This window comes from Streptomyces sp. NPDC050535 (assembly GCF_044457665.1).
GTDB lineage: Bacteria > Actinomycetota > Actinomycetes > Streptomycetales > Streptomycetaceae > Streptomyces.
Genome location: NZ_JBITHE010000032.1, coordinates 22,192 through 38,749, shown reverse-complemented (window position 1 = coordinate 38,749; position 16,558 = coordinate 22,192). Strand labels below are relative to the sequence as shown.

General features: G+C 70.0%; 11 protein-coding genes. 2 read left to right on the top strand and 9 right to left on the bottom strand.

What is annotated here, in order from left to right:
- Positions 1 to 2: 2 nt before the first annotated feature.
- From tap to ACIBLC_RS38455, 3 genes are all read right to left on the bottom strand, one after another.
- Positions 3 to 2,090, bottom strand: a complete 2,088-nt coding sequence (tap, locus tag ACIBLC_RS38465) for a telomere-associated protein Tap (protein WP_399216130.1) — start codon at positions 2,088 to 2,090, stop codon at positions 3 to 5.
- A 22-nt stretch (positions 2,091 to 2,112) separates the two neighbouring features.
- Entirely contained in the window at positions 2,113 to 2,469 is a 357-nt protein-coding gene (locus ACIBLC_RS38460) for a hypothetical protein (protein ID WP_399216129.1), read from the bottom strand.
- Positions 2,470 to 2,955: 486 nt separating this feature from the next.
- Positions 2,956 to 3,477 (bottom strand): hypothetical protein, encoded by a 522-nt coding sequence (locus ACIBLC_RS38455; protein WP_399216128.1) that lies wholly within the window; start codon positions 3,475 to 3,477, stop codon positions 2,956 to 2,958.
- A 375-nt stretch (positions 3,478 to 3,852) separates the two neighbouring features.
- Between ACIBLC_RS38455 and ACIBLC_RS38450 the strand changes: the two genes are divergently transcribed.
- Positions 3,853 to 4,611, top strand: coding sequence for a TnsA-like heteromeric transposase endonuclease subunit (locus tag ACIBLC_RS38450; RefSeq protein ID WP_399216127.1), 759 nt, complete (start codon positions 3,853 to 3,855; stop codon positions 4,609 to 4,611).
- A gap of 305 nt (positions 4,612 to 4,916) precedes the next feature.
- Here ACIBLC_RS38450 and ACIBLC_RS38445 read toward each other — a convergent pair whose 3' ends face one another.
- On the bottom strand, positions 4,917 to 9,182 hold the full coding sequence (locus tag ACIBLC_RS38445) for a hypothetical protein (RefSeq protein WP_399216126.1): 4,266 nt from the start codon (positions 9,180 to 9,182) through the stop codon (positions 4,917 to 4,919).
- A 426-nt stretch (positions 9,183 to 9,608) separates the two neighbouring features.
- A complete protein-coding gene (locus tag ACIBLC_RS38440; RefSeq protein ID WP_399216125.1) occupies positions 9,609 to 10,259 on the bottom strand; it encodes a hypothetical protein in 651 nt (216 codons plus the stop codon).
- A gap of 297 nt (positions 10,260 to 10,556) precedes the next feature.
- On the opposite strand from ACIBLC_RS38440, the gene ACIBLC_RS38435 reads away from it, so the two are divergent.
- Positions 10,557 to 11,393: a pentapeptide repeat-containing protein gene (locus ACIBLC_RS38435; RefSeq protein ID WP_399216124.1), complete on the top strand. Its 837-nt coding sequence runs from the start codon at positions 10,557 to 10,559 to the stop codon at positions 11,391 to 11,393.
- 27 nt (positions 11,394 to 11,420) lie between these two features.
- Here the strand turns inward: ACIBLC_RS38435 and ACIBLC_RS38430 are convergent, their stop codons facing one another.
- The 4 genes from ACIBLC_RS38430 to ACIBLC_RS38415 are packed head-to-tail and all read right to left on the bottom strand — an operon-like array spanning position 11,421 to position 15,976.
- Positions 11,421 to 12,185 (bottom strand): TatD family hydrolase, encoded by a 765-nt coding sequence (locus tag ACIBLC_RS38430; RefSeq protein ID WP_399216123.1) that lies wholly within the window; start codon positions 12,183 to 12,185, stop codon positions 11,421 to 11,423.
- Positions 12,169 to 13,440 carry a hypothetical protein gene (locus tag ACIBLC_RS38425; protein WP_399216122.1) on the bottom strand — a complete coding sequence of 424 codons (1,272 nt, stop codon included), beginning with the start codon at positions 13,438 to 13,440 and terminating at the stop codon, positions 12,169 to 12,171. Before ACIBLC_RS38425 ends, ACIBLC_RS38430 begins: the two co-directional genes overlap by 17 nt.
- Positions 13,437 to 14,279 carry a hypothetical protein gene (locus ACIBLC_RS38420; protein ID WP_399216121.1) on the bottom strand — a complete coding sequence of 281 codons (843 nt, stop codon included), beginning with the start codon at positions 14,277 to 14,279 and terminating at the stop codon, positions 13,437 to 13,439. The genes ACIBLC_RS38425 and ACIBLC_RS38420 overlap by 4 nt, the downstream gene beginning before the upstream one ends.
- On the bottom strand, positions 14,279 to 15,976 hold the full coding sequence (locus tag ACIBLC_RS38415) for a P-loop NTPase fold protein (RefSeq protein ID WP_399216120.1): 1,698 nt from the start codon (positions 15,974 to 15,976) through the stop codon (positions 14,279 to 14,281). Before ACIBLC_RS38415 ends, ACIBLC_RS38420 begins: the two co-directional genes overlap by 1 nt.
- Between the last annotated feature and the right edge of the window lie 582 nt (positions 15,977 to 16,558).

Genomic DNA, 16,558 nt, shown 5'->3' with positions numbered 1-16,558 from the left:
TCCTACTCTCCGCCCGCGGCGGCATCGGTGCCCTTGATGTGCCGGGCGGGGTTGTGGCCTTCGTCGAGCATCTTGACGGCCCACATCAGGGACTGGGTGCCTTCGTGTTTGACCATGCCGGGGCTGACGCCGAGGCGGAAGCCGCCGGGCAGCGGTGTGTCTTGCGGGGTGCGTGGCAGGAAGTCCAGCGGGCTGGGGCCGTCGGACAGGTAGACGGCGCAGTCGGAGAGGACCGCGATGGGAAACAGCTCAGCTCTGTCTGCGAGTCTGAGCATCTTGCGGTGCATGTTGATGCGGGCTGTGGCGATAACAGCGGCGCGGATGTCGGGTCGCCAGGTGGGGCGTTCCAGCGCCGGCCAGCGTTGGCCGGGCCGGTATCCGGCGCCTTGCGGGCGTTCCCTCAGTTTGCCGATGCCGCCCTTCACGGTGGCTTTGATGGCGGAGAGTACGGCGGCCTGGGCGGGGTCGGTGTGCTTGTGGTGTTCCATCGCGGCGAGGAAGTCCGCCTCGGGCAGGTTGGAGGTGACGCCGAGCTGCTCCATGGTGGTCATGTAGGCGTCGCGCAGCCGGGTGTACCAGGCGTCCAGGTAGGAGCCGGCCTCGGGCCGCACGTATGCCTCGAGTGGTGTGACGGTGTGGCCGAGTTCTGCGGCGTAGGCGACTGTGGGTGTCGCGTACCAGGCCGGTCCCTGTGGCCGGGCGCCGTGCGGGGTGAACGGGTTGGGCAGTCGTGCATCGAAGTCGATGTGGGAGAGGTCCACGAGCCAGCTGCCGGGCAGGGACTTGTCGAAGGCCGGAGCGTTCACGTGGACGGGCGCGCCGAGGCCGACGGACAGCCGGTTGGCGGCCGCGGCGAATGCCATGTTGACGTCGATGCCCACCGCGAAGGGTCTGGCGCATTCGGCATCCGTGAGCAGTTCCGGGTCCCGGGTCCACTCGCAGGCTTCCTCGTCGAGGACCTCGGCCGGGGTGCGCTGGTGTCCGCGCGGGTGCAGGGCGGCGACCACGGGGTGTTCGTCGGGGGCTTCCGGCGGTGCCGGGTCCACCGCGGCGGTGAGGGCGCCGGGGTGCGGGCCCGATACCCAGGTGCCGGTCGTCTCGTCCTTGACCGGGCGGGTGGGGGGACGCAGCGCGGTCATCAGTTCCAGGCCGGAGACGGCCGTCGAGCCTCGTGGGGTGATCACGCGCTTCGCGTAGTCGCCCAGGGTCTGGGCGAGTTCGGCGGGCGGCATCTGTGCGGCGCTGCCCCACGCGCGGGTGTCCAGTGCGTTCCAGGGCAGGACGGCGAGTTGCACGCACTGGCGGCGGCCGCCCTGTGCGGGACGGTAGATCCGCGCCCAGGGGCCGAAGCCTCGCCGGGTCAGTTGCCACTTCGCGCGGGTGATCTGACGCACCACCGGGTGGTCCTCGGGCAGGCGCAGGCCCCGCCGGTCCTCCAGCACAGCAGGGAGACCCAGGCGGGCGGCTGCCTCGGTGGTCAGGATGATCAGAGGGTCAGCGTCTTTGCCGTTGCGGTGCAGGCGGGGTGCGCCGAGTGCCGCTTCGGCGAGTGTCCACTCCACCAGGGACGGTACGTCCGTGGCCGGGCAGTCCAGTACGAGTCCGCCCATGCAGTACGCGGATCCGTCGCCGTCCAGCACAGCCAGCGGCCCGTGGGTGAAACGCGCATCGACAGCAGCAGCCGCCTCGGGGGGCGCCGCGGTGTTCGTGCGCGGTGGGCCCGGCGGGGTGGGCTGTCGCGGGCCGGGCTCCGGTCGGGCCGGCAGGGGCTGAGTGGTCGTTTGTGCCGGCGTTTCCTGACGGGTCTGTTCGGCGTGCGCCGGGGGCGTGTCCTGGGCTTGTGCGGCCAGTTGAGCGGCCATTCCGTCCAGGAGCTGGGCGTAGGCAGCCCGGGTGGCGCCTTGTGGTTCACTGCGGCCGGCTTCCCAGCCGGCGACGGTGTTGCGGGCCACACCGAGGGCTTCGGCGATCTCGGCCTGGCTCAGGCCGTAGTCGGTACGCAGCCGTGCCCGCTGCGTGGGTTCCGGCAGCGCGGTGCGGCGTGGCCCCGGCTTCAGCAGGGTTTCCACGGGGTCGGGCGTGCTGGCCATGTCGGTATGGATTCCCCTCGGCTCAGTGCTGGCCGGTGTGGCGGGCGTAGTTGGGGTCTGCGTCGAGGAAGGCCCGCAGATGCTGTCCGGTGAGGATGCGCGCGGGGTTGCGCCCCGGGGGCATCGGAAGCCTGTCTCCCAGAGCCCATTGGAAGCGGGCGGCTGGGGCCAGGTCGAAGACGTACTTGCTGCTCTCGGCGGTGTCGGGGGTGCTGCTGAGGATCTCGAACACGCCGACGCAGACGCCGCCGTCGACGAAGGCCAGCAGGAAGTCACCGTGCTGCGCGATGGTCTGCGCCGAATACCGCCACGTGCGGGAGGCCGCCTGCGCGACGGTGTGCCCCCGCCGCAGCCCTTGTCTGACATCCACCGCCAGCATCTGCCCACCTCCTGCCCGTACATTATTTGATCGAATAACGTGAGCTTACACTAGATCAACTATCTTTATCGGTCGATAAACTTGCCGTGGGCCTTCCGGTGTACGGCAGTTGAGGGCTGAGTGTCTTGCTTCGGAGCGCGGCGCAAGGGGGGGGCCGCTGGGCCTCGGGGAGCCGGACAGTGCGCGGCCTGCCGTGCGGGACGCGCATCGTCCTCCGCCTCCTTGAAGACCTGCCCGCCCGCCTGGAGGAGCACGCCGAGCGGACCGACGGTGCCTCTAAGCTCCGAGAGCCCGCTCCTGCTGGAGACCGCCCTCGACGCCGTCGGGAGATACCGGTCTGTCCGGGCCTGGCTGTGTTATTCGGCAAGGGGGACGGCTTCTCGGCTCGCCGCAGATGACAGAGCGCCGAGAAGCACTGATGCTTCTGCTGGAGACCCATATTCGTGGGTCTCCAGCAGAAGCATCAGCCGACTTCGCAGTCTCGGCCTACAGGGCGGTACTGAGACGTTCGATCAGGACTCGCGCGGTCTCCTCGCTCCCGGTCACGGTCCCGGCCGTGACCGCGCCTGTGGCGATCAGCGCAAGGTAGCCCCTGAGTGCGGCCCCAGCACGCCGGATCACGCCACGGTCCGGCTCGGACTGTACGACCTCGTTGAGGACCTCAGCGCCGACAGCCGAGGCATCTTCCAGGTCCTCGTCCGACGCACCAAGAGTCGGAAGTTGCCGGAGCGTGTCCACCACGGCCTCGGCGATGGCCTCGAAGCCCGGGGCGATCGGCTTGCTCTGGTCCTGGGCCTGGTCCACGGAGTTGTTGCCCCAGGCCAACTGGGAACCATGAACGTCGCCGTGGATAACAGGGCCGTTGAATACGTTGGTGTCACCAAAGGACACATCAGGGTCGGCCTGCACCCGGGCAGTGACCGGGTGCTTGTCGAACTCCCGTTGAACCTCCTCCATCATCTGCCGGATACCCTGCCTATTGATCTTGAATCCGCTGTTTCGAGCCACGAGGTGTCTCCCTTGCTGGTCGTGTTCTGCTCCGCTGCGAGTGTCCCAGGGGGTGCTGACAACCAGTCACCGCCCGCCCGCGCCTCAGCCAGCATCGCCAGCAGGCACCGGCACCTCACATGCCGTGTCGGAGCGGAGCCCCTTCTCCGGGTGTGTTGCGCGCGGCGCCCTACCGGGTGCGGGTGTGAGTTGACGGCCAGCAGGTGCCCGGTGCGAGCGGCGCGGGCCGGACGCAAAGCGCCAGGCCCCTGAGGCTGTCCGGAACGCGTCGCGCGATGGAGGCATTGGGGCGGGGGGTGTGCTAGGAGGTCTGGCAGCCCCGCTGCCGGGGCTGGCCGGCCATGCGGCGTGGCGTGTGACCCCAAGAGGGCTTTTATGGCACGGGAGTTACGGGTTGTCCATCAGGACCAGTACGGGGTACGGCGGACACAGCCGGCCCAGCGGCTGGCCGGGGTTGCGCTGACAGAGCGGGACGAGGTGTGGAAGCCGTCGCGGCATCCCTCTCAGCGCAGCATCGTCACCTGGTGGTGGGCGGCGACCAACCGGCGGCACGTGGGCTGCCGGTCGCTGGATCGGCTGTCGACGGCAATGCTGCTGGATTTCCATCCTGGAGTGGTCGACTTCAGTGCCTGGTCGGCGCAGCTGACCTGGCGGGAGAAGGACCGACAGCGGCAGCTGGTGCCGGACTTCTTCGTGCAGGCTGCGGACGGACGGACGCTGGTGGTGATGTGCGCGCCGCAGACGGGGCCGAGCACGAGGTTCGAGCGGCAGCTGGAGGTGCTGCGTGAGGCGTGCCAGCACACGGGCTGGCAGCTCGCCACGCCGCGGCTGCCGGGAACGGTGGCGCTGATGAATCTGCGGTGGGTGTCGCGCCGTCGCCATCCTCGGTACGGCGATGCGGAGGTGGAGGCGGCGCTGGCCGGTGCTTTCATGCGGCCCAGGCGGCTGCTGGAGGGCGTCGAGGCGTGCAGGATGCCGCGGATGCTGGCCTTGCCGCGGCTCTACCACATGCTGTGGCACCGACGGCTGGGGATGGACTGGAGCGTGCCGCTGTCGCCGGGGACGCTGGTAGAACCGCTGGCCGCGGGTGAACCGGACGCGGTGCGCCGCCCGTTGGTGCTGGAGCAGTCATGACCGCGGCCATGGTGGAGCGGGCGTCGCTCGTGGTGCGGCGCGCTCCGCGCGGGGTGCTGGTGCGGGGGGACCGGGTGCGCTGGGACGGCGGTCAGTACACGGTGGCCGGCCTGGATGGGACGGCTGTGTGCCTGGTCTCCGACGCTGGTGACCGGACACCGGTCTCGGTCCTGCTGGCCATGCTGGCCGCGGCCGCCGACTTCGCAGATCCGCTGCCAGGCGGCGGCAGTTGTGTCCGGGCCCACCTGTTTAGGCGCGATCGTGCAGCCAGAGGCCGCTTCGGACATGCTGGCTGTCAAGCCGGTTCACGGCGGCGGTGATGCAGACAGGGTGGGTGTTCTGCGGCGTGACCATGAACTGGGGGTCGGCAGGTTGCCGTTGACGACGATGGCTGCGACGAGTGACGGCGCCTGTGGGTTGGTCAGACCGTGGAGGGCGGGCTGGAGGGTGAAGAGGTAGTTCTCCGGCACGCCGACGGGTGAGGTCTTGCGGCTCATGTCCAAGATGCACAGGATCGACAGGCGTGCGCCGTCGGCGGCTGCGTACTGGGTGGGCTGGCCCATGTACTTGGGGGCGCGCTCTTGAGTGACCGGGGTGGTGCGCTCGACCTTCAGTTCGGCGGTGATGCCGTCGTGCCGGACGTCGAGGTATCCCAGGGCGAGCGGGCTGCCCCGTTCCAGGCGTCCGCCGAGTTCCGGCTCTGCCTGCAGTTCCTTGTACAGGTCGTCGTGGAACTTGCGTTCGGTCACGTGGCTGCCGCGTTTGTACTGCTTGTTCCAGGTCATGGTGAGTCCGGTGCGGCAGATGGCGGTGAACAGGCGGCAGAAGGCCTGGAGCTGGTCCTCGTCGTAACCGGCGGGGTGGAGGCTTTCGTAGAGGGCGAGCAGGCGTTCGTCGAAGACGGGGAAGCTGGTCAGGAAGTCGCGTGAGGCGTCGAAGGGCCGCAAGCGGATCTCGCGGTGCCCGGCGGCGTCGAGGCTCTGGGTAAAAGGCTTCCCGTCCTTGGTGCCGCGCCAGCGCAGGTTGACCGAGAACGGCGGGGCAGGGCTGCCGGCGGGCAGGGCGAAGCGGAGGATGAGCGTGCCGGTGGCGCTCAGTGTCACCGGGTCCTCGGGGCGTGGCGGGCGCGGCCACAGGTAGGCGGGGGTTTCCACCTCGGCGGGGGTGAAGTGGCCGAGGAGGTCGGCTTCGAGGCTCTGGGCCCACTGAGGCCAGGGGCCGGTGCGGACGTCGAGGCGGAGTTCGTAGACCGTGGAGGGGCGCAGGATCTGCGGGCCGGTGATGAGGCGTCCGTCGACGCTGGCCAGAACGACGGCGGCGGCTAGCTGGTCCTCGGCGGCCCGGGCATCAGTGTCGGTGTCCGCCGTGCCGGAGCGGAGCGGTGTGCGGCGTCGGCCTCGGGCGATCACCAGGGGCAGGGGCAGGGCGGCGAAGTGGGTGAGGAGGTCGGCCACGCCGTCGGCACCGGTGAGGGCCTGTGCCTGCTCCAGGGCGGCCAGCAGTGGTCCGGCCAGCGGGTCGGTGTCCGTGAAGCGCTTGTGAAGGTCGGCGGTGGCGGCGGTGGCGCGTCGGCGGGCTGCGGTGGCCAGCGCGGTCATCTGGGCGGTGTCGGCGTCGAGTTCGGCCGCATCGAGTAGGACCAGGAAGGAGGCCACCTCGCACAGTCCGGCGAAGGACCGCACGTAGACGGCGGTCGCCGTCGCTTCCTGGGCCTGGTTCCTGAGGGTGTCCGCGGCGGCGCGGAGCTGGGCTGCGCGGGCCCGCAGTGCGTCGGCCGGCTCGCCGCCTGCGTCGCCGGGTCGCCGGTCCAAATCGTGCTGGCCGGTGCCGTCTGCCGACGCCGGTTCGTGGCCGGTGAGAAGGCCGCGGAGCGTGACCCGGAGGCGGGCCTGCTCGGTGAGAGCGCGGGCGTCGCTGTCTGCGTCGAGGGTGTGGGCGGCGTGGGTCAGCGCGCGGGCGGCCTCCCGCGTGTCTCCCCCGGCCGCTGCGGCGGCATCGAACGCGGCCGCGGCGGCGATCAGCGAAGCCAGCGCCCGGTGGACGGTGAAGGCGGGCTCGTCCGGTGTCGCCTCGAGGACGGCGTTCATGAGGGCGGCGGCATCTGCCGGGCGGGCTGCCCGCCAGGCGACTTCGGCGTATTCTGCCGTACCGGACACTCCGTGCGGCCCGAGTTCGAGGGCGGCCTCCCGCAGGTCCTGCACCGGCAGGCCTGCCAGGCCCGGGCCGCAGTCCAGCAGCGCGCACAGTTCCTCGTTGTCGTGGGCGTTGAACCGGTCGTTGATGTGCGGGTCGCGTACCTGGCGCAGGCGCAGCTTCGCCATGGCCGAGGTGGCCGTGGTCTGCGGCAGCCAGTCGCGGCTCAGGGCGTCGCGCAGGCGGTAGCGGTCGAGGTCGGCTGCGCGTTTGAGGATCTGCTGTTCGGTGGGTGTCCGGAGGGCTTCGTCGCCGCGGGAGAGACGGGAAGCGGCCGCCATGGCCTTCGTGACGGTGTCCGGGAACCGGTCGCTGTCGACCTGCGCGCAGACCAGCAGGGCGTAGCGCAGCAGAAGATGCGTGTCCTGGGTACTCCAGTCCAGGCGGAGGGCGGTGTCGAGCACCCCGTTGATGACACCGATGTAGGGGTCGTTGAGCAGGGCCGGCAGGAGGTCGGAGATGCTGGAAGGCAGCCGGTGGGCGCCACCGATGTGGGCCCAGGCGCTCAGCGCGGCCGACCGGGAGGCGACATCGGCGTCGACGAGGTAGGTGTGCAGCAGCGGGAGGATCATCCGCAGCAGGCCGGGGTGGTCGCCGTGACGCCGTCCGAGCGTCCCCAGCAGGGGCAGCAGGCGCGGCACGATGACCTGTCTGCGCCGACTGTCGCGTTCGTCGGTGATGGTGTCAATGACTGCGGCGCACACGGCTACCGCGTCGAGGGCGGCGAGGTGTTCCAGGGCGTCCAGGAGCCTGCTGATGCCGGACGCGAAGGACTGCAGGTGGGCCTCCCGTTCGAAGAATCGCTGCTGCGGCAGGACCGTTTCGGGGGTGGCCAGGGGCGATGCGGGTGCGCTGTCCGCCGACTCCAGCACGTCGATAGCGGTAAGGACCGTGCCCAGGAGGGCAGGCAGGTGCGGGCCTGCCCAGGCGGGGTGGGCTCGGGTCAGCTGCTCGGCCAGGATCGCGGCCTGGACGCGTACCTCGTCGCCCCAGCCTCCCCCGACGCGGGCCAGGCACGTGGAGAGCAGTTCCTCGAAGACGGCCTGCTGACGACCCTCGCCGGGCTGGGGATCGCTCGAGGTACGGAACCGGTACTTGGGGTCGATGAGGCGGCCTGCCTGTTCCAGGACCCCGAACAGGCGCTGACGCAGGGTGTCTGCGGCCGTGCTGCCGGTCCGCTCGAGCTGGGCGGGCACATCCCCCACCTCCAGGACGAGCAGGGCGGCAAGGGCTTGCTGGAGAGTGCCCACCGGCGCGGGGTCGTTGTGGTGGTCACCGTCGACGCCCAGATTCAGCAGCATCGCCGGCACGAGCGCGCCCGCCACGTCCGGGTGCGTGAACGCCAGGGCCCGTACAGCGGCCGCAGCAGCGCGCCGGTCGGTCTCGGCCTCTCGTCGTGTCCGGGGTGCGGGCCGCACTCCGGCAGGCACCACCAGCGACGCAGACGGCCGGGGGGCGGGCAGCATGCCGGTCAGTGCCGCGGCCACGGCGCGGGGGGACGCTTCCGCTGCCACCCGAAGACCACTGGCGTCCCCGGTTGCGCCTTCATAGAGCCCAAGACGCCGACTTCGCGGCTCAGCGAGATACGCCAGGGACCGCACCGCCGCCTCATCGAGCCGGCCAGCATCGTCAGGAGTCAGCAGGTCGGCCACGCAGCGGCCGGCCTCCTCAACCGGGCCGCGCCGCAAGGTGTTCAGGGCCGCCAACAGGACATCCGCCACGAACTCGCCGCGGGCGCGGGCCACGTGCCGCAGCGGCGTCAACAACGGTGAGACGCGCACGTCGGCCACCAGCCCCAGGGCCAGCTCGATCACCTCGGTGGTGAAGGTCTCCGGCGCCCGCTCCGCCAGCGCGGTCAGCCGCCGCAGCGCACCGTCGCAGGCCGCCTTGTCCCGTTCCGTACCAGGCTCCTGGTCCAGGACGCCGATATCGTCCAGCGCACCGGCCATCGCCATGTCCGATGACGCCTGCGCACCCCGGCGGTGCTCGACGCGCTGCTCCCACGCGTGGTGCCGTCGTGCTGTTTCGGCTCGCTCGGCTTCCTCGGCCCTGGCCGCGGCTTCTTTGCGTTCGTCCATGACCGTGGCGAGATTCGGCACATCGCCCGTGGGACTGCGGTGAACGCACCCCACGCAGTGCTGTTCGTAGAACTCGCCGGCGATCCAGTCCATGTTCCCGCTGGCACCGCCGTGTGCCACAAGGCAGCCCACCTGCCGCATGTTGATCGGCAGGCCGGTGGCCGCCTCGGCCATTCCCTGGCCACCGCACTCGGTGAACGTCATGTTCAGACAGTGGCGGCGGGCCATCTCCACGGTGATGGCGTTCCTGCGGCCGGTCCTGACCGCATCCTCGAAGAATCGCTCTGTCTGGCTGTCCACCCCATCACTGTCTCAGGCACCACTGACAACGCCGACCGCCGTCCATTCCGCCCCTTGTGCACTTCGCGCTGTCTGCCCGCACCGCCTTCGCTTTTCAGGTCATCCCACGGGCGGTACTGCGCCGCACTGTCGCGGGGCCGATGCAGTCCGCGTCAGCCATCGGCCCGGTGACGATCACGACGTCTCCGGTGGCGGCGACATCGCGCTGCCATGTGGGTGGGCTCCGACGACAGGGAGCCGTCGCAGAGGCGGCTCGTGTCCGGGAACCGGATCATGAGTGCGCCATCGGGCAGTTGCAGCTCTGGGTGCGCCGGGGCACGGGAGTGAAGAGTGACATCGTGGTGAGCTGCAGTCCGCCCGCGCGTCGCATCAGGTCTCGACGGCATCGGGTACCGGTATCTCGGTCTAGTCATGAGCGTCGCGGAGCTACAGGGTGTGGGGCTGCAGGACGAAGATCGCCATCAGCGAAGTGTCTGCCCGCCGCCTGCCGTTGCTTCTCGCCGCTGCCCGGGAAGCGGGGCGGCACCGGGGGTGTGGTGGTGACTCATCACGTCTCCTCTTGTCCTCTTGCCCGCTCAGGAGGCGGGGCGGCCAGGGGTCACTGGTAGAGGAAGTCCGCCGACCACCGGGACAGGCCGGCGACGAGGGTGACAGCGGTGTCCGCCGCTTCGCGGCGCTGTGCTGCTGGCGGTGAATGCAGGCGGTGTCCTGGATCCGCCCGTGTGCGCCGTATTGCCGTGCCAGCGTGCGGAAGGTGGGCGAGGCTCGAAACGGGGCGTCGGACGCCTCGTTGCCGGCGACAAGTTCCGACGGGATGCCGCAGTAGATCTCGGACGTGATGAAGCAGGCCCAGGCCACCAGCTCCAGCGTCGCTCGCGCATCGCCCGCGACACGGTCCAGCAGGGCGGGCTGGCACTGCTGGCAGTCATCCACCGTCGCGTAGATCAGCTGGTCCAGTAATTCGGGAAACGGCGCGGGCAGTTCCCAGGCGGGGTGGGCCCGGGACGGCGGGATGAACCGGAAAGACCGCTCTGCCGCAGCGTCGTGCAGATGGCCGGTGAGGCTCGTATTGTCCAAGGTCTCTCCCGCTCACAGGCTCGCTCCCTGGTACCCCGGCTCATCCTTGCGGGCTTTCACGCCCGGCGGCGGGAACGTCACGAACCCGCCGTGCGGCGGCAGATCTTCCGGTAAACACCACCGCGCAGATGGCCACGAACCGGCAGATCCTGCACGCCAGTTGCGGATCCTCCCGCATGCGCACAGGCGCAGGATGGCCGGTGGTGTGCGGACCGGAGGCACTCCTTTCGTCCTGGGGACTGGGGTGCGGGCGGGGCAAGTCGCCCTCGGTGCGGCGGACGCGATAGAAACCGGGTCATGGAGTTGAGGAAAGTGTGGCCAGCCGTGATGGCTGTGCTGGGTGTGGCCGGGCTGGCGGGAGTGCTGGTCATGATGTTCACTCCGCTGAGCCGACGCTTGGCACGCTGGCTGGCTGGGCAGGACTGGTCGTCGATGGACGCCGCGGCCCGGTCGGCGGCGGTGGGACAGGTCCGGCTGGCCGTGGTGCAGGTCGTTGCGGCCGTAGGTGCCGGCATCGCCCTGGTCTATACCGCCCGGTCCTACCGGCTGAGTCGTCGCGGGCAGGTGACGGACCGTTTCACGAAGGCGCTGGAGCGGCTGGGTTCGGCTGAGTCGTATGTGTGCATCGGAGGTGTTCTCGCGCTGGAACAGATCGTCCAGGATGCCCCTGACCAGGGGAGGCATGCCGCGCGGGTGCTGAATGCGTTGGTTCGGGACCGCACGCAGCCTGCCGGTGCGCCGGGCGGTCTGGCGTCCGTGCGGCTTCCGGAGGAACCCGGCGAGATGGTTCAGGAGGCGCTGCGGGCGCTCACCGCACCTGGTTCACGGCGTCGGGGAGGTTCCTGGCCGCCGGTCGATCTCGCGGGGCGTCACCTCGCGAAGGCCCAGCTTCCGGGGGCTGACCTACGGAGGGCTCTTCTTCAAGGGGTGACGCTCAGTAGTGCCGTTCTGTGCCGGGCGCAGCTCGACGGTGCGGACCTGGCGGATGCCGATCTGGCGGGGGCGGACTTGTCCGATGCGCGGGGGTTGACGGTTGAACAGGTTCTTGCGGCCCGTGGTCTGCACGACTGTGTGCTGCCGGAGCCCGTGCGCAGTGATGCCCGGGTCGCCGAGCGGGTCAGCCGGGGCGAGTGACACCGGCGGTGGCTCGCGGCCTGCGGGTCAAGCTTCCAGGGCCCAGTCCGCGACGTGTTCGGGAAGCCTGTCCAGGACGTGGGTTCGGGTGGTCAGTTCGCGCAGGTTCTGCCAGAAGCGTCGTCTGAGGTGTTGCGGTGTCATGCCGTGGTGTTGGGCGAGGCGTTGTTCGAGCCGGTCGATGTGGCCGGGGCGCGCTGCGCCGGTGGTGCGCCGACTGGCCGGGAAGTCGGTCTCAGGCAGCAGGCGGGTCAGGGGTAGGGAGGTCAGGATGTCGTCGGGCATGGCGGCGTTGACGGAGAAGTAGGCGCCCAGGTCGATGGCGTGTTGCCGCTCGGTGGCGCTGCCGAGGAACCAGTGCAGGATCATTCCGGGGTGCGGCTGGTCGGTCAGCAGGTCGAGGAGAGGGCCGGTGCGTCCGGTGCTGTGCAGCGACAGCAGGACGGGCTGGTCGCTTGCTGCCTTCAGGATCTGGGCCAGTACGGTGCGTTGCCGCTTGAGGTTGCCCCGGCGGTCGAGGCCGACTTCCCCGATGAGGCAGCTGTGCCGCAGGGTGGCACGGAACTGCTGCAGGTCGAAGGCGTCGAGTGCTTCGGGAACGCCGGGATGTACGCCGGATCCCCACACCAGGCGCGCGTCGGCGCGCCGGCCGGCGTGGTGTGCTTCGGCTGGGGTGCGGGTGACGGCAAAGACGACGGCTCCGTTCAGGGCGTCGATCTGCGCGGGGGTCACGTCGGGTGCGATGTGGGCGTGGCAGTCGAGCGGTGGCAGTCCGTCAGGGAAGCGGGACATGGTTCAGCTCCTGCAGGCCTCGTTGGCACATGTCCCCGACGGCGTCGAGGTCGGTGTCGGGGGGAAGTTCACCGACGGCGAGGATGTCGGTGTCGTCGATGCCGCGGGCGATGGCCTGCCGCACGTCGTGGACGTCTTTGCGGCGGCGCTCCAGCAGCAGCTGGTGTGCTTGGCCTGTGAGGTGATCAACGAGGTAGGTGGTGGGGTCGTGGTGGGGGACCGCGGTGAATGCTCCCCGGCGTACCAGGCAGGCCAGGCACAGGCCGCAGTTGAGGGTGGGGTCTCCGCCGGGGTACCAGTTGCCGTCGAGTTTGCTGCACGAGAGGGTTTCCGCTCCCGCCTGCAGCAGGGATGGGCCCGCACCGTCCAGGGCCCGTGCCAGGAGCTGTCCCTTGGTGAGGTAGGCGTAGGGGTTGGCCACCGTCACCGGGATGTCCAGGCTCGCCAGGAGCTGGTTGATGCGGGCGAACGTACCCGGGTGGGTCGAGCGGGTGGACAGGGCGCCGCCCCGGGCGGCGGTCAGGGGCGGGTTGATGCTGGTGAAGCCGTTCTCCGGGACGGTCACTTGCGGGCTCGAAGCGCCGGCGGCGAGAGCTGAGGCCAGGGCGGCGAAGAGCAGGCTGCGGCTGCGTGAGGAGGATTCCGCGGCGGCATGGGTCTGGCAGAGCTTCACGCTGAGATGGCGCAGCGGCTGCCGTGCACGGTCGTTGAGCCAGGCGCTGGTCTGCTGCTGGGCGTGGCGGATGACGGTGCTGCCGTCGTAGTGGCTGAGGTGGATGCGCGCTGCCGTGTCCCCGAGGTGGTCCGCGGCGCCGCACAGGGAGTCGAGTCCGCCACTCAGGAGCATCACGTCGTCGGCGTCGGGCACGGGCGCGGGAGGGTGGCTGCCGGGGATGGCGGGCACGGCGTGCAGGTGCCAGGCGTCGCCGGTGAGCCAGTACAGCAGTTCTTCGGCGAGTCGGCCGGAAGCGTTGTTCCAGGGGTCGGGGTCGACAGTGTGGACGGTGAGGTCGATGGTGCGCGCGAAGGTGGTGGGGCGCCGGGCGCTGCGGTCGGCAAGGTAGGCGGAGGCGGCGATGCGGACGAGGTCGGCGACGGCTGCCGGTGCGGGGCCCAGGAGGTCGAGGTCCCAGCCGAGGGTGCAGGTGACGGTCGGCGTGGGGCTGTCGGTGCGGGTACGGGGCCAGCGCAGGGCCAGCGCGGAGGGCTCGTGCTGCTGTCCGTCGTGCGGCAGTACTTCGTAGGCGGTCGTCATGAGCGTCCTGCGCGCAGAATACGCAGTGCCTCCCTCGTCACTCTCGCTGCTGTGGCGGTGAATTCCTTGACGGTCATATGGCGTGTGTCGGGCACCGAGATGTGGCGTACTTTGCGCTGCAGCCAGGACCGCAGCCAGCCCTGTTTGCGGACGGCCTCCTCGGGGGTGAGGTTGTCGCTGGCTTTTTGGGACTGGAGCTCGACCAAGCCGAGTTCGTAGATCCATTCGGCGACAAGACTGCGCAGGCTGTCTTCCGGGGTGGGCGGCTCGGCGGCGAGGAGGACGTCCTTGACGTGCTTGACGGTGGCTCTGCGCAGGGCCGCCTCGTCGGGGTGCCCGGCGTCGCCGAGGACGGCCTGCAGGATGCGGGAGATCTGGGTGCGCCGTGGCAGGCTGCTCAGCTCGGTGAAGTCCAGGCCGAGTTCGCGCAGTTGCGCGGCATCGCCGTTGCGCAGGGCGTAGGCCCCCGCGAGGGCCGCGGCACCGCGCGCGGAACCCTTGAGTACCTGGCGCTGCGATCCGCCGCCGACACGGCCCGGGCCTGCCGCTCCCCCGGCCCCTCCCCCTCCCCCACCGCCGCTGCCGCGGGCCGGGGCGATCATGGCGGAGAGCGGATAGCCTCCGGCCGGCACCGTTCCGTGGTCCGCGTCGTCCTTGTTCAGCGCGTTGGCCAGCGCCTGCACAACGTCGTCGAGGAGCTGCTGCTGGCTGTCCGACAGGTCCGTGGTACCCGGGGAGTTGGCGGATCCCGTTCCGGTGGCGGGCAGGGCGTCGAAAGCGTCATGGGCCGCGCTCCATTCGGCGGAGCCGCTGCCTCCGTAGGAGCCCGAGGTGCCCATCAGGGGCCCTCCTGTTCCACCTTGGCTGCTTCCCGCACCATCGGGTCGATGTCCGTCGCCTCTGCCAGGCGTGCCGCCAGGTCGCGCAGTTCCCCGCTGTCGCTGTCGGCGATGTCCAGGGCGGAGCCGGGGGTGAGGTTGCTGCGCATGTCCCACAGGCCGTCGGCGATGCGGCGGCGCAGATCCTCGGTGGCGTTCGCGATGTACAGGAGGGACTCCACCAGCGGCTCGCTCTCCTGTTCCCGGCGGCCGCGCTCCAGCAGGGCCTCGACGACGGCCTGCTGCTCCGTGACCGGCCGGGCCGTCACCTCTTGCTGCGCGCTGCGCCGGTGCGGCTCCGACTGACCGGCGAGGTGGGAGACCCAGGTGACCTGCTCCTGGGTGAGGGAAGCGGCCGCGGTGAGGCTCACCAGGGAGGCGGCCAGGCTGAGATAGGGGCCGATCGGGGCCGTGGTGAGATCAGGTTCGGACGCGGCCCAGTGCCTGCTCGCCTCACTGACCTGGTCCGGCCTGTCGTCGCGTTCCCCCTTCCCCCAGGCCTGCCAGTGCTTGAGGAGTTCACTGCGCGGGGCGTCCTGGAGTTTGACCAGGGTCTCGAAGTCCTTGCCCGGGCTGTCCTCCAGCAGCATGAGCTTGACGATCACCGAAGGGTCGATGCTGATGCCCTGGCTCTCGGCGATCCGGGTCCGCAGGGCGAACGCGTTGAGGAAGCGTTTGATGCTGCGTGGGCTTCCGGACCGGTCCGCCGACAGGCCGGTGGCCAGCCGGTCGGCCAGGGCGAGCGAGACTCCGTCGGGCTGCCACGGAAGATTCTGCAGGTCCGACAGGACCGGGGACTGCCCCGCGGCACGCCGCTGCTGGGCGTGCTCAACCAGCCGTGTGTAGTGCTCCGGCGAGCACTCGTGCGCCGAGAGCAGCAGCGTGATGAAGGTGGCTGCCTCGTCGGCGCCGATCCGCGGCAACGACAGCGGCACCTGGACGATCTTCTCCAGGTAGCGGTGGGCGAACCGCTCGCTCCGGCCCGTGGCGTCCAGGCTCGCTGCGATCGACTCGCGCACCATGTCCTGGTCCGCCGCCAGGACGAACGCGACCTTCTCCACCGACAGGAACAGCTTGATAGCCTCCAGCGTGGCCATCACCGCGTCGGGCAGACAACGGTCCAGGTCGTCGACGAGCACGACCAGGCGCTTGAGCTGTGTCAGGTCCTTGAGCAGACTGGCGAACTCCTTCCGGAAACCCGCCAGGCTCCTGGGATCGCTCTTCGAGCGGGGTGTGAGGGCCTCGACCAGGTCTGCGGACTGGGCGACCAACGATCCCTTGGACAGGCTGACCGCAACGCGTGACCAGCTCACCCGCTCAAGAAGCCCATTGGTCCTGTCCTGCAGGCCGTCCTGCGCCTTGTAGGCCGTCAGGAGATCCTGCAGAACTTCACCGATCACGCCACCGCGCACATCGAACTGATCGTCGAACTCCCATGGATCGAGACGGATCACCCGGTAACCGTCTTGCCCGTCCAGCTCCTTGTGTAGCAGCCGCAGCACCGTCGACTTCCCGCCGCCCCAGGGCGCGGCAATCCCGATCGTCACCGGGTCCAGGTACGGGAGCTCGAGTGTGGTCACCACCGTGTCGACGATGGATGCGAAGCCCAGCAGGTCCACACCCGTGGGATTGTCGTCCCACAGTCTCATTTCACTCATCACACGTCCCCCAGCCTGCTGCAGTACTCCGCCGACGCCACGCGCACAGCTCACTCGGTGACCGGGACACCCCCGGCCAGCCGGACAGGCCTCCGCACGTGCCACCGGCCCCTGTGCCGTCACCGCCCCGGGCATCACCCGGGACGGACACCCCGGCCGCGTCACGCGACGGCTCCCCTTTCGGCCGCCATACTTACCACAACAGCGGCAATGGCCACGGCAGCTGACACGCCGTGACAAACACCTGTCCCGTCACAGGGTCACTCCGTGCCCTCCCTGGTGCCGGCGCCAGAAGCCGCCTGGGCCCGGCTCGGGCTCTCACGCTGCTGGGATGCGCCGAGCGCAGCCTCACTGCTGCCGTCCACCGGCCGTTAGCCGTCCCTCTCCGCTCGGCATCACCCTGGTTCCTCCTGGCGCGGCTGGTCGTGGCGGGCAGAGGACGGCTCGCCCATGATCATGCCCGCTGCGGCAGAAATGCCGGATGTGTCGGCGTGGGCTGTGCGGTGGTTCGATGCGCTCAGAGGTCAGAACGTCTAGCAGGGTCTTTGAGAAGTCTCGATGTGGGTGGTTCGCCTGCCGAGT